This window comes from Halorubrum sp. Atlit-8R, from assembly GCF_003666025.1.
GTDB lineage: Archaea > Halobacteriota > Halobacteria > Halobacteriales > Haloferacaceae > Halorubrum > Halorubrum salinarum.
Genome location: NZ_QPLV01000005.1, coordinates 253,079 through 277,158, shown reverse-complemented (window position 1 = coordinate 277,158; position 24,080 = coordinate 253,079). Strand labels below are relative to the sequence as shown.

The following is a 24,080-nucleotide window of genomic DNA, read 5'->3' as shown; positions in this document are numbered from 1 at the left end:
ATGTTGACACACCATTGCATTGGTCTGTGTGGTGTCCGGGCCAGCCAACGGCTTGGATGGCACCGAACGACCACGGCTCACATCAGATCACCGCTTACGCCGGAGCGCAGGGGGCGTGATCCTCATCGGGTGAGTCGGATGAACCGACTCTGCGAAACCGGTCCGAGTTGAACGGCCCGAGTCCGCGGTGCGTTCTTCGCGTCTTGACCGAACGGGCTTATACACTTAAGCACGTCGGAACGCTTCGACCGGCCGCGTCGACGGCCGGTCGGTGCCCCCTCGGCGGGGGCGCCTCGCATCTCATCGAATGCCCGGGTTGTACTTAACCCCGTCGAACCATCGACGCCACGTCATGCGGTTTCATGGAGCGACTCACAACCGAGTGACTCGTCGACGCGGCGCGACGGGGAGAGCTCGTCCGTGGGAGCGAACCACTGGGGAGGAGCGCGTGACCGGTAGACATATCAGAACTGTATCATAGTTCCGACGACGACTCGGGGCCACGCACGCGTGCGCAACATCGACGAAGGAAGAACTCGGGGGCAGCCGGTCATTTATACCACGGGCGTTTATAAGGGAGGGGGACACATATAAAAGCGAACGATGACGAACCCTGTAGACTCGATCGAGATTCAGAACGTTGTTGCATCGACGGGTATCGGTCAGGAGCTCGATTTGGAGGCGCTCGCGGAGGACCTCCCGGGTGCGGACTTCAACCCGGACAACTTCCCCGGCCTCGTCTACCGGACCCAGGAGCCGAAGGCGGCCGCGCTCATCTTCCGCTCGGGGAAGATCGTGTGTACGGGCGCGAAGAGTATCGACGACGTCCACGACGCGCTCGGGATCATCTTCGAGAAGCTCCGCGGGCTCCAGATCCCCGTCGAGGACGACCCGGAGATCACCGTCCAGAACATCGTGTCGAGCGCGGACCTCGGACACAACCTCAACCTCAACGCCCTGGCTATTGGTCTCGGCCTCGAAGACGTGGAGTACGAGCCGGAGCAGTTCCCCGGCCTCGTCTACCGGATGGACGAACCCGAGGTCGTCATCTTGCTGTTCGGGAGCGGGAAGATCGTCATCACCGGCGGCAAGCGCACCGACGACGCCGAGGAAGCGGTCGAGGAGATCGTCGAGCGCATCGAAGGGCTCGGCCTACTCGGCTGAGGGTCGAATCGATCGGTCTGTTCGGTTCCCGCCGTCTCGGAGACGGGCGGCGACCGGTGTCGAGCGGCCGTGGATCGCTGTCGAGCGGCTGAGTGCGGTCCCGTTACGTTTCGGCGTCGTCTTCGGTGAGTACTTCCTTGACGACGCTCGGATCCTCGAGGAGCTGGTGTTTCGTGTAACTCCCCTCGGCGCTGCCGCCGCTGTGTTTCGACTGTTCGATGATGTCGAGGAACGCGTGTTCCTTCAGCAGGTCGCGGACGCGCCGCAGCGAGAGGCTGTCGGACCCCTCCTGTCGGCAGATGTTCTCGTAGATCTCGTACACGCGGCTGGTTCGGAACCCGTCCTGACGGCCGTTCGACAGCGACAGCAGCGCGAGCGCCTGGAGCACGTACCGCGAGTGCGGCGTGGACCCGCGAATGAGCTCGCGGAAGCGGTCGGTCTCGGCTCGCTCGCGCGCCTGCGTGACGAACTCCTCGCGGACCGTGGGCTCGCCGTTCGCCTGCGCTATCTCGCCCGCGTACCGGAGGATGTCGATCGCCTTCCGGGCGTCGCCGTGTTCGCGCGCGGCGAGCGCCGCGGCGCGGGGTATCGTCGACGGTTCGAGCACGTCGTCGTGAAATGCGTCCGCGCGCGCCTGCATGATCTCCCGAAGCTGGTTCGCGTCGTACGGCGGGAAGACGAACTCGCGTTCACAGAGGCTCGACTTGACGCGCTCGTCCATCCGGTCTTTGTACTGGATCTTGTTGCTGATCCCGACGACGCCCAGCTTACAGTCGGTGATCTTCCCGGCCTCTCCCGCGCGGGACAGCTGCATCAGGATCGCGTCGTCGTCGAGCTTGTCGATCTCGTCGAGCAGGATCAGCACCACGTCGTACCGCTGGTCGAGGATGCGCCAAAGTCGCTTGTAGTAGGTCGAAGTCGAGAGCCCCTTGTCGGGGACGTTGATGCCAGTCTGCTCGGGGTCGTTCACGCCCTCGGCGATGGTCTGGACCGCCTGGGTCTCCGTGGTGTCCTGCGCGCAGTCGACGTAGGCGAACGTGGCGGTGACGCCCTCCTCGCTGGCGGTCGAGACGAGCCGTTTCGAGACGTACTTCGCGCACAGCGACTTCCCGGTGCCCGTCTTTCCGTATATCAGGACGTTGCTCGGGCTCTGTCCGAAGATGGCCGGGTTGACGGCCGTCGCCAAGTCGGATATTTCGTCGTCTCGGCCGACGATCCGTCCCTCCCCGGGTAGGTGACTGATCTCGAGGAGCTCCTTGTTCGCGAAGATGGGGTCCTCCCTCGTGAAGAGGTCGTCCGCTGCGTCCATGAGGGAGACACCGTGTTTCCGGTGAAATGCGTTCTGTTTCGCGACCGGGCGGGAGGCGGGTCGGCGGGTGGTTCGACCGGTCGAGACACACACCGTGTTTCCGGTGAAACGGGGTGAGCGGTTGGTGGTGTGAGTCGGGAGGGTGTCCTGTGATGAAGGAAAGGAGACCCCCAAAGAGCGACAGAAAGTAATAACGGCCGTCAGAGTGGGAATTAGGACGAGACACGGCAGAGACACTTCCGTACGTTTCACCGGAAACCCGGTGTACGGTGTCGTGTCGGAACTCTCGTCACGGGGGGAGACCGCGTTTCCGGTGAACGGCCCATTTCGCTCGGCGAGCCTTCGCTCATTTTGCTTGGCGAGCTATACACACATTTGCGTCATAAAACCTGTTGTTTCAAAGCGGACAGAATAGTGGGAAGTCCGCGATTCCACTTCGGCGATTTCGCACGCCTACCCCACCCAGCCGTACACCCCCACCCGACGACACCCAATTTCACCGGAAACACGGTGTGTCACTCTCACTGCGACACACGTCGGTCGGAGAGAACGACGCGGAGTCAGCCGCGAAGAACCAACCCGGAGGCGGTCGCGCGAAACGCGGAGCCGGTCGCGCGAAAAGAGGGATCGCGCGGGGGAAATACGCCGCTTCAGTCCCGGAAGCTGCTGGAAACCGCCGAGGGACGACGGAAAAAGCAACCGACGAGGTCGTTCACCGGACTCCGTTCGCCGGGCCCGTTCGGCGGGTTACTCCTGAGCGTCGACGACGGCGACGCTGGCGAGGTTGACGATGTCTTTTACCTCGTCGCCCCGCTGGAGCACGTGGACCGGTTCGTCCATCCCGACGAGCATCGGGCCGATGGCCTCGGCGCCGCCGAGCCGCTGGAGCAGCTTGTACCCGATGTTCCCGGCTTCGAGGTTGGGGAACACGAGGACGTTAGCCGCCTCGTCGAGCTGGGAGAACTCGTAGGTCTCGTTGAGGATGTCGTCGACGACCGCGGTGTCGGCCTGCATCTCCCCGTCGACGGGGAAGTCGACCGTGTCGTCGGACTGGAGGATGTCGACCGCCTCGCGCGGCTTCCGCGTCCCCTCGTTGTCGACGCTCCCGAAGTTGGAGTACGACAGCATCGCCGCGCGCGGCTCGACGTTGAACCGGCGCGCGAGGTCCGCCGTGTGTCGCGTGATCTCCGCCAGCGTCTCCGCGTCGGGGTCCTGATTGACCGTCGTGTCCGCACAGAAGATGACCCGGTTCTTGAACGTGAGCATGTACACCCCGGCGACAGTGTCGGTGTCGGCCGCGGACCCGACGATCTGGAGCGGCGGCCGGAGCGCGGACGGGTAGTGGTGGGTGAGCCCGGTGAGCATCGCGTCCACGTCGCCGGTCTCGACCATCACGCTCGCGAGGTAGTTGGTGTCGCGCTTGACGAGGTCGTCCGCCTCGCGCTTCGTGATCCCCTTGCGCTTGCGGAGCTCGTACAGCCGCTCGCCGTAGTCAGTGACGTCCCGGTCGTCGGGGTCGACGACGTCAGGGCGGAACGACAGACCGAGTTCCGCCGCGGTCTGCGAGATGGTGTCCGCGTCGCCGAGTAACACCGGCTCGGCGATCCCCTGCTCGGAGAGCTGATACGCCGCCCGGATCATCTTCTCGTCGGTGCCCTCCGCGAGCGCGATCCGCTTCGGGTCGCTCTTCGCTTTGTTCAGGACGACGCGCATCATCTCGCGGGACTTCCCGAGGCGCGCTTCGAGCCGCTCCCGGTACTTCGCTAAGTCGATCTCGGTCCGGGCCGACCCGGACTCCATGGCCGCCTCAGCGACGCGCGGCGCCACCTCGAACAGCACCCGCGGGTCGAGCGGCTTCGGGATGACGTAGTCGGGCCCGAACTGGAGGGGCTCGTCGCCGTAGGCCTTCACGACCGCGTCCGGGACGTCCTTACGCGCGAGGTCGGCCAGCGCCTCCGCGGCGGCCGCCTTCATCTCTTCGTTGATCTCGGTCGCGCGCACGTCGAGCGCCCCGCGGAACAGGAACGGGAACCCGAGCACGTTGTTCACCATGTTCGGGTAGTCCGACCGGCCCGTCGCCATGATCACCGTGTCGTCGCGCGCGTCCTTCGCGTCCTCGTAGGTGATCTCCGGGTCGGGGTTCGCCATCGCGAAGATGATCGGGTCGGCGGCCATCGAGCGGACCATCTCCTGTGAAACGATCCCGCCGACGGAGAGCCCGACGAACACGTCGGCGCCCTCCATCGCGTCCGCGAGGTCGCCGCCCTCGACCGGGCTGGCGAACTGGCTCTTGTACTCGTTGACCTCGCCGTCCTCAACGCGCGACTCGGTGATGATCCCCGAGGAGTCGCACATCATGATGTTCTCCTTGCGCGCGCCCAGCGAGACGTAGAACCGGGCCGTCGCGATGGCCGACGCGCCCGCGCCCGAGAAGACGATGTCGAGCTCCGAGAGCTCCTTGTCCGAGATGTCGACCGCGTTCATCAGCGCCGCGCCCGAGATGATCGCGGTGCCGTGCTGGTCGTCGTGGAACACCGGGACGTCCATCTCCTCGCGGAGCCGCTCCTCGATTTTGAAGCACTCGGGCGCCTTGATGTCCTCGAGGTTGACCCCGCCGAACGTCGGTCCCATCGCCTTCACCGCCTCGCAGAACGGGTCGACGGCGTCGATGTCGAGCTCGATGTCGAACACGTCGATGTCGGCGAACCGCTTGAACAGCACGCCCTTCCCCTCCATGACGGGCTTGGAGGCGGCGGCGCCGATGTCACCGAGTCCGAGGACGGCCGAGCCGTTCGAGACGACGGCGACGAGGTTCCCCTTCGCCGTGTACTCGAAGACGGACTCGGGGTCGGCCGCGATGTCGCGGCACGGCGCCGCGACCCCCGGCGAGTACGCCAGCGAGAGGTCCCGCTGCGTGTTCGTGGGCTTCGTCGTCTCTATCTCGATCTTCCCGGGCGGCTCCTGTCGGTGGTACTCCCGCGCGTCGTCGTCTAGTCCCATGTCTCTCTCCATTCGTGAACGGAGTAAAAAGCTATCCGATGGTGTCGAGTACACGATTCGACGTTCGACGATCACCGATCGACCCGTACACGGCGCCGAGAACCCCGGCCGTACGCGATCACCACCGACCGAGCCCTCCAACGACACACGATCGCTACCGACCGATCCCGCCGAAGCCACCCGACCTCTTTCGGATCACCCACCGACGACGCCCGACCGCCGCCGCCTCACTCGCCGCTCGGTTCCTAGTCGTCGCCCGCGGCGAGCGTCGGCGCCAACGGCGCGAGATCCGGGTCGATACCGGCGAGCGTCGAGACCTCGAACGCGGTCAGGTACGTCCGCACGACCAGCGTCACCGGGAGCGTCAAGAGCACGACGGCGACGACCGCGCAGACGAGCACCGCCGCGAGCGCGACCGCCCCCGCGGTCGTCCCGATCAGCGCCCCGACGCCGCCGAGCGCTACCGCCACGAGGAGGAGCGCGACGAGCGCCGTCGCCCCGACGACGCCGGCGACGAACGCGGCGGCGGCGGCCTGAACGATCCCGACGCCGGCGGCGAGGACGAGGTGGACCGCGAAGTAGACGACGACATCTGCCCACGACCCGCGGAACGACACCCAGACCGCCCGCCACCCGTCGATCACGCCCACGTCTCGGGCGACCATCGCCGGCGCGACGAACTCGAAGGTGATCCTGGAGACGACGGTCCCGACGAGCGCGACGGTGGCTCCGATCACGGCCAGCACGCCGAACGCCGGAGCGCTCACCGACGACTGTCCAAGTAATCCCCCGAGCGAAACGCCGAGGAACCGCAACAGCTCGGGGTCGAGCGCAATCGCGACCGCGACCGCGGGAAGCCCGACGGCGACCGCACTCACCACCGCGACGCCGAGGAGCCCGAGCGCCTGTCGGAAGCGGTCGCGGAACGGCCGCCACAGCGCGACCTCCGTCGTCGAGAGCGCCTCGTAGAAGACGAGCCGAAACGCGATCGAACACGCGAACAAGGCCATCCCCGCGAGGAGGACTCCGAGGGCGAGTCCGGTCAGCACCGCGGCGTCGACCTCGGCGAGGCGCTCGACCCCCGCGTTCGCGGCGCGTTCGACGCCCGCGGGCACCGACACGGGCTCCGTCGGCCCGGCGTCGCTCCAGGCGTCGACGCCGCCGCCGGCGGGACCGCCGAAAGACGACGTCGTCGCGCCCGACGCTCCCGCGCCGCCGCCCGCCATCACGAGCGCCAGGAACCCGAGCTTCGCCCACCGGACCGCTTCGAAGGGGAAGAGGAACCCGCGCGTGACGCGGACGGCGCGGTCGACAGCCTCGACGGCGTGCCAGCTCATACGGGCCGTTCGACGGAGGGCGTGAAATAGGCTGGTCACTGGCCTCGGACGGTCCGAGGGGAGAGCGTCTGATCCGCGCCGCCGCGTCACCGAGCGCCGACCGACCCGCAGCCGTTTAGGGCGGACGCGACGAACCGGTCGCCATGAAGGTCCGCGGCGAACGCGAGTGCCAATCCTGCGGCGCGCGGTGGTCGTACTACGACACGGGCTCCGTCGCGTGTCCGAGCTGCGGCGACCTGCGCAGCGTCGGGGTCGACGACCGCACCGCCCACACGGACGCCCCCGTCTCGCTCGACCTCGCCCCCCACCGCGAGCGGTTCGGAGAGTCCCAAGAGACCCTCCCCCGCTCCGGCGTCGACGAGCTCCAGTCCGACCTCCGGGAGTACTGCCGGAAGCGCGGGTTCATCGACGGGGGGCGGCTCGCCCCGCTCGACGAGACGTTCCTCGCGGCCCGCGAACTGCTGGAGGCCGTCGACTGCTACGAGCGGCTCCGCGACCCGACCGACGCCGACGGCGAGTACCTCCTCGCGCTGCTCGCCGGCGCGGACGACGGCGACCGACCCGCGGCCGAGGAGGTCCCGACCGCGCTCCGAGAGGCGCGAGGGATGGCGGCCGTGCGCGCCGTCGAGGCCTACCGGAGCGACGTGCTCGACTTCCTCGACGAACTCGAATCCGGGGCCGAGCGGACCGGGGCCGAGACCGACGCCGATGATGCGACCGACGCCGACGACGCGCCGACGGTCACTGTCGACGGATCCGATCCCGAAGACAGGATCGCCCCCGCCCGCGACGCCTTCGAACGCCTCCGCGACCGCGTCACGCGCGTCGACGCCCTCGGCGGCGACGTGTCGCCCGCGACCGCGGACGCCCTCGTCGACGCCGCCGCGGCGCTCGGGGCCTACGTCCGAACCGGCGACGAGGAGAGCCTGCGGACCGCGACCGAGCTGATCGACGACGCGAGCGTCGACGACCTCGACCCGGCGGACCGCTGAGCCGTCCGCCAATCGCCGGCTGCCCGCCGCTGGCCGGCTGCCCGCCGCTCGACGGCCACCCCCGCCGCTCATCGGCCGCCCGCGGCGCGTCAGTCTGCGCCGGGCGCGACCACCGGGTTCGAGAGCGTCCCGACCCCTTCGTACGTGATCTCGACGCGCTCCCCCGGTTCGACGAGACCGGGATTCGCGGGGCTGCCGAACGCGATACAGTCGCCGGGCTCGAAGGTGAACCGCTTCGAGAGGTACGAGACGATCTCGCGGGGACCGAACAGCATCAGCTCCGTGTTGGCGTCCTGGCGCGTCTCGCCGCCCACGGTCGTCTCGATATCGAGGGCCGTCGGGTCGACGTCGGTCTCGATCCACGGCCCCAGCGGCGCGGAGCCGTCGAACGCCTTGCGGGCGGTCCGCCCCTGCTGGTCGAGCGCGTCGACGTCGTTCATGACCGTGTAGCCGCGCACAATGTCCGGCACCTCATCGGGCGCGAGGTCGCGGCACCGCTCGTCGATCACCGCGACCAGTTCGCCGGCGTAGGTCAGCTCGTCGGTCCACTCCGGGTACCGGATCGGCTCGCCGTGCGCCAGCAGGCTGGCCGGCGGCTTGACGAAGAAGTCCGGCTCGTCAGGCCGCTCGTAGTCCATCTGGTCGAGCGTCTCGGCGTAGTTCCGACCGACGCAGTACAGCGCGCTGGGGTCACAGGGCGGGAGCAGTCGGCCGTCGCGGCCGACCTCGTAGCGGCCGTCGTCCGCGACGACCGCGCCGTCGTCGTAGCGGCCGGCCACGGGACCGTCCGGCGTGAGCAGTCGAGCGAGTCGCATGCCGGAACGTCTGCGCTGGCCTCCGAAAAGGCGTCGGTGACGGCAGCGTTCGGATCAGTCGCGGTCCGGATCCGACTCGCTGTCGTTCTCTCCCGCCTCTGCGTCGCCGCCCCCTCCGCTTTCCACGTCGACGCCGATGACGACGCCCGACCGGATCTCCAGCGCGGTGTCGAACTCCTCCCGGCGACCGCTCCCGGACCCGATCCGCTCGACCGCGGCCTCGTGGGCCCGCACGACCGCGTCGCGCTCGCGCTCGGAGAGTCCGACCCGGTCGGCCACCGCCTCCCAGTGGTCCGGTTCGACGAGGAACGTCTCGCGGTCCGGCTCGGCCGCGATCCGCTCGTAGCGCCGGCGGTACTCGTCGATCCTTGGCCCCAAGTCGGCCTGAACGCGCGTGAGCAGCGCCGGGACGCGGGCGGCCGGCACGCTCGCGAGCGCGGCCGTCTTCACCAGCGCGGTCCCCTCGATCGGGTACGGGCCCGGGTCCTCCTCGGGGTCGTCCCGGTCCCCCGACCCTCCGGTGTCGGCGTCGTCGGACATCACCCGCCGGCGCGCATCGCCTTCTGCCGGTACTTCGGCAGGAGCTCGGCGAGGACCTCGGGGTCGCCCGCGAACTCGGCGGTCACCTCGGTCAGTTCGATGGCGGCCGCGGCGGTCACCGTCTCGGCGCTGAGCGTCACTCGCCAGCCGTCGCCGTCAACCCGGGTCGCGGCCGCGGGGTCGTCGGTCCCCACCAGCTCCCCGCCGAGGTTGCGGAGGTAGTGAGCCGCGAGGCGGCGAGAGATGCCGCGGTACGCGACCGTCTTTCGCTCCCACCCCTCCTCGGCGGGCGGGAGGTCGCCCCCCGCCGCCTCGTCGTCGACGCCATCCCCTGCCACCGCCGAGCCGTCGTCGGTCATGCGCCCCCCGCGACCGGCGGGAAGACGGAGAGCCGGTCGCCGTCCGCCATCGGGGTGTCGAGCCCGTCGAGGTGGAGCACCTCGCGGCCGTTCTTCAGGACGTTGATCTGGGGGGCGAGGTCGCCGTCGACGATCAGCCGGCCCTCCATCCCCTCGTACTCGGCCTCCAGTTCGCGCAGCACGTCGCCGACGGAGGAGCCGTCGGCGAACTCCGCGTTCACCGTCTTCCCGCCGGCGGCCTCGCGAAACGTCGCGAAGAACCGCAGTTCCAGTTCCATACCCGTACGTCGGGTCGCGGCGGCTTAAAAGCGGTCGGCCGCGGAACCGAACCGACGGCGGACGCGCGGCGACGACGGCGGATGCGCGGCGCCAACGGCGATCCGTGGCCCACAGTCCGCGGCCCGCCGGAGGTCGACCCCGCTACAGGTCCGACAGTCGGATCCCGTCCTCGACCAGCCGGAAGTTCCGCTCGCGGTCGAGGTCGTCGGCGAGCCACTCGTGGTCGTACAGCTGGCCGATCAGTTCGAGGTAGAGGTTCCGCCACGCGATGGCGTATATCGGCGACTGCCCCCACGCGCGCAGTTCGGGCACGAACTCGTGGTACGTGCTCGCCTGCGACTCCATGCGCTCGACCGCGTCGGCGACGACCTCGGCCGCCTCGTCCGGGTCCGCCTCGTCGAGCGCCTCGTTCAACCGCGACTGGATCCCCGCGATGGCGCGTCGCATGTCGCGTTCGGCGGTCCCTTCGTCTTCCGGAAGCGACTCGACGACGCCCTTCGGCACGCCGAGTTCGATCTCTGGCATGGGATCACCTCGGGAGAGCGCGCTGAAAAAACCCGTTCACCCGGCAACGAGAGCGGCGCTCGACACCGTGCTCCGAGAGCAGCTCGGTTACGGCGTCGGCGCGGCCTTCTGGAGCGCGGTCTCGGCGATGTTCCCGCCGTAGTCGGCCGAGCGGAGCACGGAGTCGACGACGAGCCCGAGCAGCTGGGCCCGCGTCGGGTCGAGGTCGCGGAGCAGTTCGTCGATGGAGCGCACGCGCTCGTCGATGGCCCGAACGCCGGTCCGCGCCTCGTTGGCCCGGCGGGTCGCGGCCTCGGTGTCGTCGTCGAACAGCGCGTCCATCGCCGCGTCGATCACGTCGACGGCGTCGCCGTGGAGGTCGCTCACGGCCTCGACCACGTCCGGGGGGAGTGCCTCGTCGATGTTCAGCGTGAGGTGCGCGATCTTCGTCGCGTGGTCGCCGATCCGCTCCAGCTGCCGGGCACTGGAGTGGTAGTCGAAACACTCCTCGCGGGGGAGGCCCAGCTCGTCGGCCGCCTTCGGCGTCCGCAGGGTGGCGCGGAAGATCCGCGAGACGACGAGCCACAGGCGGTCGAGGTCGTCGTCGCGCCCGATGACGTCGCGCGCGAGGTCGTGGTCGCGCTCCGAGAGCGCGGTGATCGCGTCTTCGAGCATCGACAGCGAGATCAGCCGCATCCGCGTGACCGCGTTGTGGATCGAAAGCTCCGAGGAGTCGAGCAGGTCCTGGACGACGACGCGGTCGCGCGTCTCCTCTAACACCTCCAGGCCGACGAGGCTCTGGACCGCGTCCCGGATCGTCGAGCGCTGCTCGGTGGTGATCTCCGCGGCCTCCAGTTCGATGACGTCGAACCCGCTGACGTACATCGTCGTCACCGCTCGCCGGAGCGCCTGACCGCTCAGATCGGCGATGTCCAGCGACCCCCGCGTCCGTTCGGACTCGGACCGCGGGGTGAGGAACAGCGAGTCGCCGTCGGGGTGGAACTCGATCTCCGTCCCGGCCTCGACGTCGTTGTCGGTCGCCCACGTCTTCGGGATCGAGACGGTGTACGTCGAGCCGCCGGTGACCTGGACCTTCCGGGTTTCCATACCCCACGCTCGGGAGCGGACCACCTTAATTTTGATCAAAATATATACCTCCGTCAGCGAGCACGAGACAACTCCTCCGATCCGACTCGCTCCGTCATCTTCAGCGTTTTCTAAAGCGGTATTAGAAGGCAATTAGTAGTATATAGTACTATATACTTGAGAGTAAAGTCCGTCCTTGACGGCGCTTCAGACCACGCGGTTGCGCAGGTCGTCGCCGGCGTCCAGCCGCGCGACGTTGTCCGCGAGGATGTCGGCGACGCGCTCGTAGTACTCGGGCGTGTGGCCGGCGTTGTGCGGCGTGATCGTCGCGTTCGAGAGCCCCCACAGCGGGTGGTCCTCCGGGAGCGGCTCCGGGTCCGTGACGTCCAGCGCCGCGCCGCGGATCCGGTTGTTCCGGAGCTCCGTCACCAGCGCGTCGGTGTCGACGATCGGCCCGCGCGCGATGTTGACGAGGACGGCGTCGGGCCGCATCGTCCGGAGCGCGTCCGCGTCGACCAGCCCCCGCGTCGTCTCCGTGAGCGGACACGCCAACACGACGTACTCGGCGTCGGTGACGGCGTCGTGGAACTCGTCGAAGCCGTACACCTCGTCGGTCGGACCGCCCTTCTCCGGGGTGTAGCGCACCCCGACCGTGTCGACGTCGAACGACTCCAGGCGGTCGACGACGGACCGGCCGATGGCGCCGAGTCCGACGACGGCGACCGTCGAGCCGTACACCTCCGTCGTCTCGTAGGTGCGCCACTCGCGGCGGGACTGCTGGCGGTACGCCCGGTGGAACTGCCGCGCGTGCGCGATCATCGAGCCGATTACGTGTTCGGCGATGTTCGGTCCGTGGACGCCCGAGGCGTTCGTCACGGCGACGCCGTGGTCCGCGAGCAGGTCCCGCGGCAGATGGCCCGTCCCTGCGAACACGCAGGCGAACAGCTCCAGGTCGTCGGCGACCGAGAGCAGGTGTTCGTCGATGGTGAGTCCGACGGCGACCCGCGCGGTCCGGATCAGCTCCCGCTCCTCCGCCGGCGTCCGCGCCCGCGCCACCTCGGCGTCGGGGAGTCGGTCGCGGATCGCCGCCGCCAGTTCGTCGGGCCCGAGCCCGTGGATCGTCTGCCGGAGCACCAGGACATCTGGATCGCTCATGGGGGCAGTCTCGGCGGAGTTGATAAAAATGATTTCAGTCCACCGGCGACGGACCGCGTCGCGGAGGCGGCGCGCCGAGGCTCGGGCGGACGGACTACGACAGCGCCGCGTCGAACGCCGCCTGGAGGTCCGCCTTCATGTCGTCGACGTGTTCGATCCCCACGGACACGCGGATGAGGCCGTCGGTCAGCCCGGCGGCGAGCCGCTCCTCGCGCGGGATGGCGGCGTGGGTCATCGCCGCCGGCTGCTCGATCAGGCTCTCGACGCCGCCCAGCGACTCCGCCAGCGTGAACACCTCGGTCTCGCTCACGACCGTCGACGCCTCTTCGAGGGTGCCGTCGAGCTCGAACGAGAGCATGCCGCCGAAGTCGTCCATCTGTTCGGCCGCCAGCTCGTGGTCCGGGTGCGACTCCAGCCCGGGGTAGTAGACGCGGTCGACCGCGTCGTGACCCTCCAGCCACTCCGCGAGCGCCATCGCGTTCTCGCAGTGACGGTCCATCCGCACCGGGAGCGTCTTCGTCCCGCGGAGCACGAGGAAGGCGTCGAACGGCCCGGGCGTCGCGCCGACGGAGTTCTGGTAGAAGCCGAGCCGTTCGTCAAGCTCCTCGTCGTCGACGATCAGGGCGCCGCCGATCGTGTCCGAGTGGCCGCCGAGGTACTTGGTCAGCGACTGCGAGACGATGTCGGCGCCGTGTTCGAGCGGGCGCTGGAGGTACGGGGTCGCGAACGTGTTGTCGACCGCACAGAGCGCGTCGCCCTCGTGGGCGATGTCGGCGAGCGCGCCGATGTCGTTGACGTTCATCAGGGGGTTCGTCGGGGTCTCGACCCACACCAGCTCGGTCTCGTCGCGCAACGCCGCCCGGACCGCGTCGTGGTCGGTGGTGTCGACGAACGTCGTGTCGATGTCGTACTCGTCGTACACCTGCGTCAAGATTCGGTGAGTCCCGCCGTACACGTCGTCGCCCGCGACGACGTGGTCGCCCGCGGACAACAGGTTGAGCACGGTGTTGATCGCGCCCATCCCCGAGGAGAAACAGCGGGCGTGGCTGCCCGACTCGAGCGAGGCGAGGTTCGCTTCGAGGTCGGTCCGGGTGGGGTTCCCGGTCCGGCTGTACTCGTAACCCCGGTGGTCGCCGGGCGCGTCCTGCTCGTAGGTGGAGTTCGCGTGGATCGGCGTCATCAGCGCGCCCGTCTCGGGGTCCGGCTCCTGGCCGGCGTGGATCGCGCGGGTCTCGAACCGCCTGTCGTCGCCGTCGCCGCTGCCGTCGCTGCCCTCGGGTCGGTCGCTCATGTTCGACCCTCGGTCACCGACGGTGGTGATTCTTCCCCTTCGGACCGCGGGCGGATCCCGACGCGCCGCTTGCGAGGTGAGAATGGATGCTCGGTCAGGGATTTGAACCCTGGTCGTCGGCTGACTTCCGAACCGGCGCCGAGGCGCCGCGTCCGCCGAAAGGCCAACATGATTGGCCGGACTACACCAACCGAGCGCAATCGACGATTACGCCGGGGGCAATTTAACTCTTCTCAACTCCCCGCGCCGGGGAGGGGTCCGACGCCCGACCGCGAGGGTTACTCGTTGACCTCGACGCGCTCGATCTCGACGGCCTCGCGGGGGTCGTCGTTGCGGCCGGTCGGCACCGCGCCGATCTCCTCGACGACGTCCATCCCGTCGATGACCTGCCCGAAGACGGCGTGCTTGCCGTCGAGGTGCGGGGTCGCGTCCAGCGTGATGAAGAACTGCGAGCCGTTCGTGTTCGGACCGGAGTTCGCCATCGAGAGGATCCCGGGCCCGTCGTGGGTGAGGTCGTCGTGGAACTCGTCGTCGAACTGGTAGCCGGGGCCGCCGCGACCGTTCTCCATCGGGTCGCCGCCCTGGATCATGAAGTCGTCGATGACGCGGTGGAAGACGTTGCCCTCGTACAGCGAGTCGCCGCGGACCTCGCCGGTCTTGGGGTCCTCCCACGTGTTCGTCTCCGGCGCGGGCTCGGCGTCCGCGGCGGGGTCGTGTCGCGCCAGGCCGAGGAAGTTCTCGACCGTCCGCGGCGCGCGGTCGGCGAACAGCTCGACGACGATGTCGCCGTGGTTGGTCTGTAGCGTTACCTGCGGGTTGTCGGGGTCGGACACGTCGCGTCCCATACCCACGGGGAGGGCCGCCCGCCGGAAAACCCTACCCATCCGGCGCTCGATCGCCGGCCGCAACCCCCCTCGATCGACCGTCGCTGACCGCCTTCCTTCCCGACCACGCCTTCCCCACCGGCCCGCCGACCGGTTTCCCGGCCGACAGGACTTTGCGGGTGGGCGTTCCGTCACCACGCATGTACGACGACATCCTCCTGCCCGTCGCCCCCGGCGGCGAGGCGAACGACGCCATCCCGCACGCGGCCAGCCTCGCCGAGCGGTACGACGCGACGGTCCACGTCCTCTCCGCGGCCGACACCGCCGTCGACACGCTCGCCGGCCCGCGGACGGGCGTGTTCTCCGACCGCCTCGCGGAGGCCGCCGAGGAACGGGTGGAGGCGGTGACCGCCGAACTGGAGGCGAGGGGCGTCGAGACGGTCGGCAGCGTCGTCCGCGGCGACCCCCTGGAGGTCATCGAGAACGCCATCGACGACGGCGCCGACATCGTCGTCATGCCGAGCCACACCCGTCGGGGAATCCGCCGGCTCCTCCTCGGCAGCGTCACCGAAAAGGTCGTCCGCGTCGCGTCGGTGCCGGTAGTGACCGTCCCGATGGCCGACCCCGACGAGGCCAAGTCGGACCCGGCCGACCCCGACGAAGCCGAGGCGAACCCGGCGGACACCGGCGAGGCGGAAGACCGCGAGCCGTCCGACGCCCAGTGACGGGCGCGTCGACCGACCGGGAGACGGTCACGCGCGCCTTCCGCGTCGCGTACGACGGGCGGGCGTACGCCGGCTTCCAGCGCCAGCCCCACGCCCGCACCGTCGCCGACGCGCTCCTCGAGGCGCTCGCGGACCACGGCATCGTCGACCGCGGCGACGGGTCGACGCACGCCACGCCTCCGGGCTACGCGGCGGCCGGCCGGACCGACGCGGGCGTCTCGGCGGTGGCCCAGACCGTCGCCTTCGAGGCGCCGACGTGGCTCACGCCCCGCGCGTTCAACGGCCACTTGCCGGGGTCGGTCCGCGTCTGGGCCGCCGCCGACGTGGGCGACGGGTTCCACGCGACCCACGACGCGGTCCGGCGGACGTACCGGTACCACCTCTACGCGCCCGAGTCCGGGGCCGAATCAGCCTCGGACCGCGCGCGGCGAGACCCCGAGCACGCGGTCGACGACGACCGATTCCGGGAGGCGCTCGCGCGGTTCGACGGCGAACGCGACTTCCACAACCTGACGACCGACGAGACGGGGACGGTCCGCGACCTCGACGCGGCCGCGACCCGCGAGGGCGACACGCTCGTCGTCGAGCTCTCGGCGGACGGCTTCCCGCGGGCGCTCGTGCGGCGGGTCGTCGCCGCGGCCCGCGCGGTCGGCCGCGGGACCGCCGACCTCGCGTGGATCGACCGGCTGCTCGCCGCCGAGCCGATACCGGGCGACCGCGGGATCGGTCCCGCGCCACCGGAGCCGCTCGTGCTGTGGGACGTGACCTACCCCGACGCCTCGTTCGCGGTCGACCGCGAGGCCGCGGAGAGCGCGCGCGTCGCCTTCGGCGAGCGACACCGGGACGCGCGACACGCCGCGTCCGCCACCGGCGCGGTCCGCGACAAGCTGTTCTCGGCGGTCGAGGAGGAATAGCCGCGACCGACGTCGGCGCCGCTCAGGCGGCCGACCCGCCCGTCGGGGTCTCCATGCCGTCGACGCGGACCAGGAGGCTGTTGCCGTCGACGTTCGTCGCGTCGACGACGCCGGAGAGCCGCAGCCCGGTGGCCGGCGTCGGCCCGACCGTCACGTGGTCGCCCGCGTCGAAGGGGCCGACCGGGCCGCGGATCACGAGCTCCGCGCGGCACAGTTCCGGGTTCGCGACGCTCGACAGGTCTATCTCCGCGACGGTGACATCCTCGACCGGGTCGCCCTCGCGCTCGACCGGCGTCGTCGCGGCGTCCTCCAGGCGCTCGATGCCGAGCGTGTCGTACGCCTCGTCGGTCGGGATGTAGCCGCCGTCGGGCCCGGCGACGCCCTCGACGAGACCGAGGGTGCTGAGACTCCCCATCCGGTTCCGCACCGTCCCCGCGTTGCGGTCGATCGCGTCCGCGATCTCGCGGCCCTGTACCGGGGCCTCTCGACCCTCGGAGAGGTTCACGAGCGCGGTGAGCACGCGTTCCTGACTCGAACTCAACTGGATCTTCGACATGGTGAGTCCGAACAAGATGCGACTAATAAATGTTCGTGTATAACGACATTATATGATTAGAACTGTGATTGTGCGCGAGATTCCCACAAGAACAAGCATGAATCTCGGGCAAAAGTCTACGTATACCCATCTTGTCTCTCATGGGCGGTGGCTACATCCTATTATTTGAAATATTTCGTCTATAATTGGCTGTATGTGTGTCTTTTACTTCGTTTTGCCTCACGAGATACTAACAACAGTACCAGTTCCTTATATTATCTACACCGCAAGTATTTACCAGCGCGACCGGAAGCGGCGGGCGACGAATGACATCCCAATGCGACGCCCGCGATCGCTCGCAGAGACGCGCCCGGGCTCCGCGCCGAGCCGCCGAACGCTCCTGCGGGCGGACGAAGCGGACGGGGCGGACGGCCCGCGGAGGCGAGGATGGCTGACCGCGAGTCAGCGTTCGACCCGGACGATGCCGCCGCCGCCGAGCGCTCGGGAGGAGCGACGGGGTCAGGCGACGGCGGAGCGGCAGCCGGCCGGCCCCTCCCCGCCTCGCTGCTTCCGGACCGGGACCCCGCGCTCGAACGCGACCGAATCGGGTCGTTCGTGGCCGACCGGGTCGACGCCGCGGGCGCCGACGGCGTGGTCGTGAACATGAGCGGCGGGCTCGACTCGACGGTGACGGCCGCGCTCGCGGTCGAGGCGCTCGGGGCGGACCGCGTGTACGGGCTGATCCTCCCGTGTAACAAGATCGGCGCGCCGCACGCCCGCGACGCCGAGGCGCTCGCGGAAGCGCTGGGGATCGACCACGACACGGTCCACCTCCAGCCGCTGTTCGCGCAGTTCGGCGCCGTCGTCCCGGACCGCTTCGACCTCCACGACGAGCCGGTGCGGTCCGGCAACGCCGTCGCGCGCCTCCGGATGGCGGTCGCCTACCTCGCCGCGAACGCGACGGACCGCCTCGTCTGCGGCACGGCGAACCGGAGCGAGCTCCTGCTCGGCTACTTGACGAAACACGGCGACGGCGCGGCCGACCTGTTCCCCCTGGGCCACCTCTACAAGACCGACGTGCGGGCGCTCGCGAGCGAACTCGACGTGCCGGAGTTCGTCGTCGAGAAGGCGCCGACGGCCGGCTTCCTCCCGGGACAGCGCGACGCGGACGACCTGGGCGCCCCGTACGAGGTCATCGACCCGGTCCTCCACCTCGGGGTTGACCGCGGGCTCAGTCCCGAGTCCGTCGTCGAGCGGATCGCGGCGGCGCTCGCGGAGGGCGAACCTGCCGCGGCCGACGCCGGGACCGGCGCCGACCTCGGCGCGGTCGACCGCGAACTCGTCGCGGACCTGCTCGGGCGTCACCGCGCGTCGGCGCACAAGCGGCTCCCCGCACCGACGCCGGACGCGGACCTGGAGTGAACGGTCGGCGGGCCCGTCCCCGCCGCTCGATCAGTCCCAGTCGGCCGGCCAGAGGTCGGCGGCGCGCATCCCCGTCTCGAAGTCGGCCTCGCGGAACGCGGCCGCGAGCTCGTCGCGGTCGAGCCGCGGGAGGTCGCGTTCGGGCGCCGCGAACTCGGCGACGAGCAGCGCGATCAGCATCGCGTGCTCGCGGACGTTCCTGTCGTCAACCTTGTCCCGCGTGTCCGCGTGCGTGTGCCCCCAGCCCCGCCCGCGGTCGCCCGAGTCGCTGTGGAGCTGGAGCGCCGGCACGCCGCGGCGCACGAACGGCCACTGGTCGGAGAACGGGTGCGGCTGCGCGTCGACCTCGATGGGCTGCCGCGTCGCGGCCGACACCGCCTCCGCGACCGACGCGGCCGCGGTGGAGGCGTGCGCGAGCGCGACGAGGTCACGGAACCGCCCGGCCCCGTCGACGTTGACCACGCCCTTCACCCGGTCGAGGTCCAGCCGGTCCGCGAGGTGCTCCGCCCCGAGCAGCCCCACCTCCTCGGCGCCCACCGCGACGACGTCGACGCCGACAGGGAGGTCGGCGTCCGCCAGGATGTCGGCCGCGGTCGCGACCGTCGCGATGCCGCAGCCGTTGTCGAGCGCGCCCTCCGCGATGTCGTGGGCGTCGTAGTGCGCGAGCAGGAGGACGCGCTCGTCGGTGTCCGGGCCGGCGCTCCCGAGGACGTTCCGGCTCTCGCCGGGCGTCGTCGACGCCTCGACCGACAGCTCGGCGCGCGCGACGTCGTCTCCGCCGCCGACGGGGGCGTTCGCGCCGCCGACCGCGTACTCGCGGAGCCACGCGCCGGTCTCCTTCGAGACGCCGACCGCGACGGCCTCGGCCTCCTCGCCAAACGTGAGCGATCCGGTGGGGGGAAGTTGTCCGTCGAGGTGGTTGACGAACACGAACCCGACAGCGCCCGCGTCGATCGCGTAGCCGAACTTCTCCATGCGGTGGACGAACCGGCCCCCCTCCGGCGTGGTCGTCGAGGCGACCGCGATCCGCCCTTCCACGTCGCGCTCGTCGATCTCCGCGGGGGTGCCGTAGCCCACGTCGACGAGTTCGCCCGAGACGCTCCCCGACGGGGAGTACGGGAGCGCCAGCGCCTCGAACGAGCGCGTCGACGGCTCGCCGTCGCGGCCCGAGACGGTCACGTCGAGCGACGCCGACCCGCGCTCCCAGGCCGGGAGGTCGAACGGCTCCGTGCGCACGTCCGCGAGCCCCGCGCGCTCGAAGGCGTTGACGACGAGGCCCGCCGCCCGGCGCTCGCCCTCGCTCCCGGCCATGCGACTTCCGATCGCCGTGAGGTCGGTGAGGAAGCGCCACGGCTCGTCGTCGGTCCAGGTCGCGCCGAGGGCGGGGGCGAACTCGTCCGCGCGCTCGCGGGCGCGGTCGACCGCCGCGGCCGCCGCGGGTCGCGTCGCGTCTGCTGCGTCGTCGGTCATGAGCGTGCCTGCGTCGGTGAGGGCTTAAGCGTGTGGCTCGCGGCACCGCGACTCGGAGCCGGCCGGCGTCCGCCGAAACGCTACGTTCAAGTGGGACGGTCGGGTAGCAGCAGTCGAGCACCGTTGGTCCAGTGGTAGGACATTAGCTTCCCAAGCTAATAGCCCGGGTTCAATTCCCGGACGGTGCATTCCTGCGGCGAACAATCCGTGAGCCGCAGGAATCAGCAGGGGAATTGAACCCTATCAGACGCGCGCAGCGAGTGAAACGAGCGAGCACGTCTGGTTCCGGTTCAATTCCCGGACGGTGCACTCCCTTCGGTCGTGCTCCGTCCGTTGTCCCGTTCGCTCCGCTCACGGGACTCCCGGACGGTGTATTCCTGCGGCGAACAACCCGTGAGCCGCAAGCTCCCGATTCTGACGCTTGAATGCTTCCAAATTCCCAGCCGGTCGTTTATAAATAGTAGATTGCGGATCGAGGGTTGACACCTCCAAAGCCCCAGCCAAGAGGTGGGCGCACGCTCGCTGCGCTCCTCACTCAGTCGCTCACTTCGTTCGCTCCCTCGTTGCGGTGCTTGTGTCGCCTGCGCCCACCTCTTGGCTGCCCCTTTGAGTCCCACCTCGCACAGCACCGCCCCGCACCTCACGCCTCCCCAGCCTCGCGGCTCACGCTTCGCGGCTACGCCGCTCGCGCTCGCCGCGTCCCTCGCGCGTGCGGTTCGCGCCGCGACGCGGCGCTCACCGGCACGCGCCACCGCACAGCGTTCGTTTATAGATAATCGCCGCTGTGACGCACGCCGATTCAAACATCGCGTCGTTCCGCCCGCTCAGAAGATGTTCGCCTGGTCGTACACGGAGATCCCGGTGTCGGTGATGTCGTAGGGCTTCGTCTCGCGGGAGTGGTTCGCGTCGCGGATCTTCTGGATCTCGACGGCCAGCCGCGTCTCGCGGAAGTCCGAGCCGCGGACGTACTGGAGGACGAAGACGGCGTCCGTGAGGTACTCCACGATCCCGTGCCGCGAGGCGTACGGCGTGTCCTCGCTCGCCTCGGAGGTGAGCAGCGTGGTGACGCCCGACTCCTTCAGCGAGCGCGTGAACCCGAACACCTCCGACCGACGCTTCGCCGGGTGGTCGTACATCATCTCCAGGAGCGAGACGGAGTCGAGCACCAGCCGGTCGGCGTCGAACTCGGAGATGAGGCGGACGAGGTCGTTGCGGATCGACGACAGCGAGTTGGCCATCTCGATGGGGTCGATGGCGACGACCGCGAGGCGGTCCTCGTCGGCGTACTCGCGGAACGACCACCCCTTCTCGGTCGCGGTGTCGAAGATCGACTCGCGCGTCTGTTCCAGCGTGATGTAGATCGCCTTCCCGCCCGATTCGAGCGCGCCGTTGAGGAACTGGAGCGCGAACGTCGTCTTCCCGGTCCCGGCCCCGCCGATAACCGACAGCAGCGACCGCTTGGGGACCCCGCCGAGGATCATGTCGTCGAGCCCCTCGATCCCGATGTCGGTCCGCGTGATCTCCGACTCGAACTCGTCGGGGTCGACGTCGAAGTCGGGCGGGCCGCCGGCGTCCGCGTCGCCCCCGAGGTCGGCGAACCCGAAGTCGTCGTCGCCGGCGCTCGCGGCGCCGCGGTAGCCGCCGAAGGGGTCCCCGCCGCCGCCCTCGGCCCCGCCGCCGCTCGCGCCGCTCGGTCCGCCGCCTCCACCGCCTCCTCCCCGACTCCCGCCGAAGGGGTCGTCCGCGCCGAACGAATCCCCGCCGCCGGAGCCGGTGTCAGCCCCCGCGGCGGTGCCGCCCTCGGGGGCGCCGTCCGCGTCGGTCCCGCCACCGCCGCCGAAGGGGTCGTCTCCACCGAAGGAGTCGAACCCCTCGTCCGCGTCGAGGTCGCCGAACGCGTCGGCCGGCACGCCGTCGTCCGCCGAGGGGCCTGTCTGTCCTTCGCCCCCGGACTCGCCGTCTCCGCCGACGGCCCCGCCGAACGGGTCGTCACCGGCGTCACCGTCGCCTCCGACGTCGCCGCCGAACGGGTCGCCGTCGTCGGCCGCGGCGCTCGTCTCGTCCGTATCCGTGCCGACTTCTTCGCTCGGGCTCCCGGACTCAGCATCGGAGTCTGCGCCGCCGCCCAAGTCGCCGAGCTCGGCCGCCGGGTCGTCGTAGTCGGTCGCCGCGGACTCGGATTCGCCGCCGTCCGAATCGCCGTTCGCGGGGTCGCTCTCCGCCGCTCCGTCGCCCGCGCCCTCCGCCGCTCCCTCGTCGTCGCCTGATCCGCCCTCCGCGTCGCCCACCGGCCGCTCGTCGGACTCCTCGTCGGTCTCGCGTAGCGCGCGCTCGAACCAGTCGTCCTCCTCGCTCATCGTTTTCGCCGCCCGTGGGGGGTCGACATGGCCCGAGCAACGCGGCCGAGCGGCTTGAAACTTTCCGGCGCGGCGCCGGGGTCCGGGACCCCGGCGGGCCCGCCCGATGTCCGCACGCTTTTATCCGGGGATCGGGATGGGACTGCCATGGAAGTGGGCATCGTGGCGCGGAAGGGCAGCGAGCGGGCGGCGTCGCTCGCGGCGACCCTCCGGGACGTCGTCGTCGACGCGGACGAGAGCGTCTGGCTCGACGAGGAGACCGCCGCGGCCCTCGACGCCGGCGACGAGGCCCGACCGGTCGGCGCGTTCGACGACTGCGACCTCGTCGTCGCGGTCGGCGGCGACGGGACGTTCCTGTTCGTCGCGCGCAACGCGGGCGACACCCCGATCGTGGGCGTGAACCTCGGCGAGGTCGGCTTTCTCAACGCCGTCCAGCCGGCGGACGCGGCGACGGCGCTCCGCGCCGAGATCCGGGCGTTTCGCAACGGCGGCTTGGACGTCCGCGAGGCCCCGCGGCTCGCGGCCAGCGCCGGCGACTGGACCTCGACGCCGGCGGCGAACGAGGTGGTCGTCCAAGGCGGGCGCCGCGGGCCGGGCGGCGGCATCGACTACGAGGTGCGCGTCGACGGCTCGCGGTACGCCGGCGGCCACGCCGACGGGGTCCTCGTGGCCACGCCGACCGGGTCGACCGCGTACAACCTCTCCGAGCGCGGCCCGCTGGTCCACCCCGAGGTCGGGGGACTGGTGGTCAACGAGATGGTCGCGGACGAGGGGATGCCGCCGCTCGTGGTGGACGCGGACGCGACCGTCAGCGTCGCCGTCGAGAACGACGCGGGAGCGACGGTCGTCAGCGACGGCCGCGACACCGAGTCCCTCGACGGGCCGGTCGAGGTGACCGTCGAGCGCGCCGCGCCGCCGATACGGATCGCGGGGCCGCCCTCCGACTTCTTCGAGGCGCTCGGGAAACTGTCGTGACCGGGGCGGTCGCGCCGGCGACCCCCGAGCGAACGCACCCACAAAGCGTTTACCGGACGCCCGCGGACGCGGGAGCGTGAATCGCCGGACCACGGTCGGTCGGTACGCGGTCGCCGGGACCGCCGTCGCCGCGCTCGCGGCGGTCGCGCTCGCGGTCTCCCCGGAGGCGGCGCTCTCGCGGCTCCGCTGGCTCGCGACCGATCCGCTCCGCTTCGGGGCCGCCGTGGTCGTGCTGGCGGCCGTCAGACCGCTCCTCGCGTGGCCGACGACGCTGCTCGCCGTCGTCGTCGGATTCGGATACGGCTGGGCCGGGACGCCGTTCGCGCTCGCGCTCGTGGTCGGCACCGCCGTGCCCCCGTACGCGCTCGCTCGGGCGGGGCGGCTCAGGCTCGGGGGCGGCCCCGAGACGGTCGAGGACTCGGGCGTCGCAGCGCGGTTCTGTCGCGCCGGCGAGCGCTTCGCGGCGGAGTCCGGCGGCGTGCGCGCCGTGACCGGGACCCGCCTCCTGCCGCTCCCCTCCGACGCGGTGACGGTCGGCGCCGCGGCCGCGGGGGTCGGGGTTCGACCGTTCGTCTTCGGGACCGCGCTCGGCGAGCTGCCGTGGGTCCTCTGCGGGGTCGCGGTCGGCGTCTCGCTCGACCGCCTCGCCGCGGGCGGCGGGTCGCTCGTGGACCCCGCGGTGATCCTCGGGATGGCGGGCGTCGGCGCGCTGGTGCTCGCCGGCCCGCTGTACCGGACGTTCGTGCGGTCGGACGCGGCGGCCGCCTGAGTCGACCGAGAGCGGCGCCGCTCCGAGGGCGCTCGGGTGAGGATCGGAGAAAGCGAAGACCGTCCGTGCGCGTCGTCGCGCGGACGATCCGTGCGGGTCGTGTGCCTCTGACGGCGACGGGATGCCTCGAGTCGGGGACCGACCGCAGCGGCGCGCGCATTCCCCCGGTCCCCGAATCCCGGGAACCGACCCCGCCCTGACCCCGAAGCCGCGGCGCGGTCCGCGCTCGCGCGTGCGAGCGACCGGACGCGACCGCGG

General features: G+C 70.4%; 22 protein-coding genes and 2 tRNA genes. 8 read left to right on the top strand and 16 right to left on the bottom strand.

The window, feature by feature from the left end; genetic code table 11:
* Nucleotides 1–603 precede the first annotated feature (603 nt).
* Nucleotides 604–1,164, top strand: a complete 561-nt coding sequence (locus DVK05_RS14060) for a TATA-box-binding protein (RefSeq protein WP_121564299.1) — start codon at nt 604–606, stop codon at nt 1,162–1,164.
* Between the two features lie 103 nt (nt 1,165–1,267).
* Here DVK05_RS14060 and DVK05_RS14055 read toward each other — a convergent pair whose 3' ends face one another.
* The 3 genes from DVK05_RS14055 to DVK05_RS14045 form a co-directional block, all read right to left on the bottom strand.
* Complete coding sequence (locus tag DVK05_RS14055) at nt 1,268–2,473, bottom strand: Cdc6/Cdc18 family protein (RefSeq protein ID WP_053772570.1); 1,206 nt, start codon at nt 2,471–2,473, stop codon at nt 1,268–1,270.
* Nucleotides 2,474–3,220: 747 nt separating this feature from the next.
* A complete protein-coding gene (locus DVK05_RS14050) occupies nt 3,221–5,473 on the bottom strand; it encodes an NADP-dependent malic enzyme (RefSeq protein ID WP_121564297.1) in 2,253 nt (750 codons plus the stop codon).
* A 245-nt stretch (nt 5,474–5,718) separates the two neighbouring features.
* Nucleotides 5,719–6,810 (bottom strand): hypothetical protein, encoded by a 1,092-nt coding sequence (locus tag DVK05_RS14045; RefSeq protein WP_121564295.1) that lies wholly within the window; start codon nt 6,808–6,810, stop codon nt 5,719–5,721.
* A 143-nt stretch (nt 6,811–6,953) separates the two neighbouring features.
* On the opposite strand from DVK05_RS14045, the gene DVK05_RS14040 reads away from it, so the two are divergent.
* Nucleotides 6,954–7,802: a hypothetical protein gene (locus tag DVK05_RS14040; RefSeq protein WP_121564293.1), complete on the top strand. Its 849-nt coding sequence runs from the start codon at nt 6,954–6,956 to the stop codon at nt 7,800–7,802.
* A gap of 89 nt (nt 7,803–7,891) precedes the next feature.
* Here DVK05_RS14040 and DVK05_RS14035 read toward each other — a convergent pair whose 3' ends face one another.
* From DVK05_RS14035 to DVK05_RS13990, 10 genes are all read right to left on the bottom strand, one after another.
* On the bottom strand, nt 7,892–8,617 hold the full coding sequence (locus DVK05_RS14035; RefSeq protein WP_121564291.1) for a fumarylacetoacetate hydrolase family protein: 726 nt from the start codon (nt 8,615–8,617) through the stop codon (nt 7,892–7,894).
* Between the two features lie 54 nt (nt 8,618–8,671).
* Complete coding sequence (locus DVK05_RS14030; RefSeq protein ID WP_121564289.1) at nt 8,672–9,157, bottom strand: hypothetical protein; 486 nt, start codon at nt 9,155–9,157, stop codon at nt 8,672–8,674.
* Nucleotides 9,157–9,516 carry a hypothetical protein gene (locus tag DVK05_RS14025; RefSeq protein WP_121564287.1) on the bottom strand — a complete coding sequence of 120 codons (360 nt, stop codon included), beginning with the start codon at nt 9,514–9,516 and terminating at the stop codon, nt 9,157–9,159. The genes DVK05_RS14030 and DVK05_RS14025 overlap by 1 nt, the downstream gene beginning before the upstream one ends.
* A complete protein-coding gene (locus tag DVK05_RS14020; RefSeq protein WP_053772576.1) occupies nt 9,513–9,794 on the bottom strand; it encodes a ubiquitin-like small modifier protein 1 in 282 nt (93 codons plus the stop codon). The genes DVK05_RS14025 and DVK05_RS14020 overlap by 4 nt, the downstream gene beginning before the upstream one ends.
* 142 nt (nt 9,795–9,936) lie before the next feature.
* Complete coding sequence (locus DVK05_RS14015; RefSeq protein ID WP_053772577.1) at nt 9,937–10,320, bottom strand: hypothetical protein; 384 nt, start codon at nt 10,318–10,320, stop codon at nt 9,937–9,939.
* Nucleotides 10,321–10,407: 87 nt separating this feature from the next.
* A complete protein-coding gene (locus tag DVK05_RS14010; RefSeq protein WP_121564285.1) occupies nt 10,408–11,406 on the bottom strand; it encodes a phosphate uptake regulator PhoU in 999 nt (332 codons plus the stop codon).
* 186 nt (nt 11,407–11,592) lie between these two features.
* Nucleotides 11,593–12,540 (bottom strand): D-2-hydroxyacid dehydrogenase, encoded by a 948-nt coding sequence (locus DVK05_RS14005; protein ID WP_121564283.1) that lies wholly within the window; start codon nt 12,538–12,540, stop codon nt 11,593–11,595.
* A 94-nt stretch (nt 12,541–12,634) separates the two neighbouring features.
* Nucleotides 12,635–13,831, bottom strand: coding sequence for a cystathionine gamma-synthase (locus tag DVK05_RS14000; RefSeq protein WP_121564281.1), 1,197 nt, complete (start codon nt 13,829–13,831; stop codon nt 12,635–12,637).
* 87 nt (nt 13,832–13,918) lie between these two features.
* Nucleotides 13,919–14,027: transfer RNA gene (locus DVK05_RS13995), tRNA-Glu, on the bottom strand.
* Between the two features lie 82 nt (nt 14,028–14,109).
* Nucleotides 14,110–14,676, bottom strand: a complete 567-nt coding sequence (locus DVK05_RS13990) for a peptidylprolyl isomerase (RefSeq protein WP_121564279.1) — start codon at nt 14,674–14,676, stop codon at nt 14,110–14,112.
* A 179-nt stretch (nt 14,677–14,855) separates the two neighbouring features.
* Here DVK05_RS13990 and DVK05_RS13985 point away from each other — a divergent pair, with 179 nt between their 5' ends.
* Together DVK05_RS13985 and truA are read left to right on the top strand one after the other, a co-directional pair.
* Nucleotides 14,856–15,380 (top strand): universal stress protein, encoded by a 525-nt coding sequence (locus DVK05_RS13985; RefSeq protein ID WP_121564277.1) that lies wholly within the window; start codon nt 14,856–14,858, stop codon nt 15,378–15,380.
* Nucleotides 15,377–16,294: a tRNA pseudouridine(38-40) synthase TruA gene (gene truA, locus DVK05_RS13980; RefSeq protein ID WP_121564275.1), complete on the top strand. Its 918-nt coding sequence runs from the start codon at nt 15,377–15,379 to the stop codon at nt 16,292–16,294. The genes DVK05_RS13985 and truA overlap by 4 nt, the downstream gene beginning before the upstream one ends.
* 22 nt (nt 16,295–16,316) lie before the next feature.
* Here the strand turns inward: truA and DVK05_RS13975 are convergent, their stop codons facing one another.
* Complete coding sequence (locus tag DVK05_RS13975; protein ID WP_121564273.1) at nt 16,317–16,850, bottom strand: Rrf2 family transcriptional regulator; 534 nt, start codon at nt 16,848–16,850, stop codon at nt 16,317–16,319.
* Between the two features lie 426 nt (nt 16,851–17,276).
* Between DVK05_RS13975 and nadE the strand changes: the two genes are divergently transcribed.
* A complete protein-coding gene (nadE, locus tag DVK05_RS13970; protein ID WP_121564271.1) occupies nt 17,277–18,251 on the top strand; it encodes an NAD(+) synthase in 975 nt (324 codons plus the stop codon).
* Between the two features lie 30 nt (nt 18,252–18,281).
* Here the strand turns inward: nadE and DVK05_RS13965 are convergent, their stop codons facing one another.
* On the bottom strand, nt 18,282–19,721 hold the full coding sequence (locus DVK05_RS13965) for a M28 family peptidase (protein ID WP_121564270.1): 1,440 nt from the start codon (nt 19,719–19,721) through the stop codon (nt 18,282–18,284).
* Between the two features lie 117 nt (nt 19,722–19,838).
* On the opposite strand from DVK05_RS13965, the gene DVK05_RS13960 reads away from it, so the two are divergent.
* A tRNA-Gly gene (locus tag DVK05_RS13960) sits at nt 19,839–19,909 on the top strand.
* Between the two features lie 636 nt (nt 19,910–20,545).
* On the opposite strand, the gene DVK05_RS13955 is transcribed toward DVK05_RS13960, so the two are convergent.
* A complete protein-coding gene (locus DVK05_RS13955) occupies nt 20,546–22,078 on the bottom strand; it encodes a KaiC domain-containing protein (RefSeq protein ID WP_121564268.1) in 1,533 nt (510 codons plus the stop codon).
* A gap of 147 nt (nt 22,079–22,225) precedes the next feature.
* Here DVK05_RS13955 and DVK05_RS13950 point away from each other — a divergent pair, with 147 nt between their 5' ends.
* On the top strand, nt 22,226–23,053 hold the full coding sequence (locus tag DVK05_RS13950) for an NAD(+)/NADH kinase (RefSeq protein ID WP_121564266.1): 828 nt from the start codon (nt 22,226–22,228) through the stop codon (nt 23,051–23,053).
* A gap of 76 nt (nt 23,054–23,129) precedes the next feature.
* Nucleotides 23,130–23,822 (top strand): VTT domain-containing protein, encoded by a 693-nt coding sequence (locus DVK05_RS13945; protein ID WP_121564264.1) that lies wholly within the window; start codon nt 23,130–23,132, stop codon nt 23,820–23,822.
* Nucleotides 23,823–24,080: the final 258 nt, after the last annotated feature.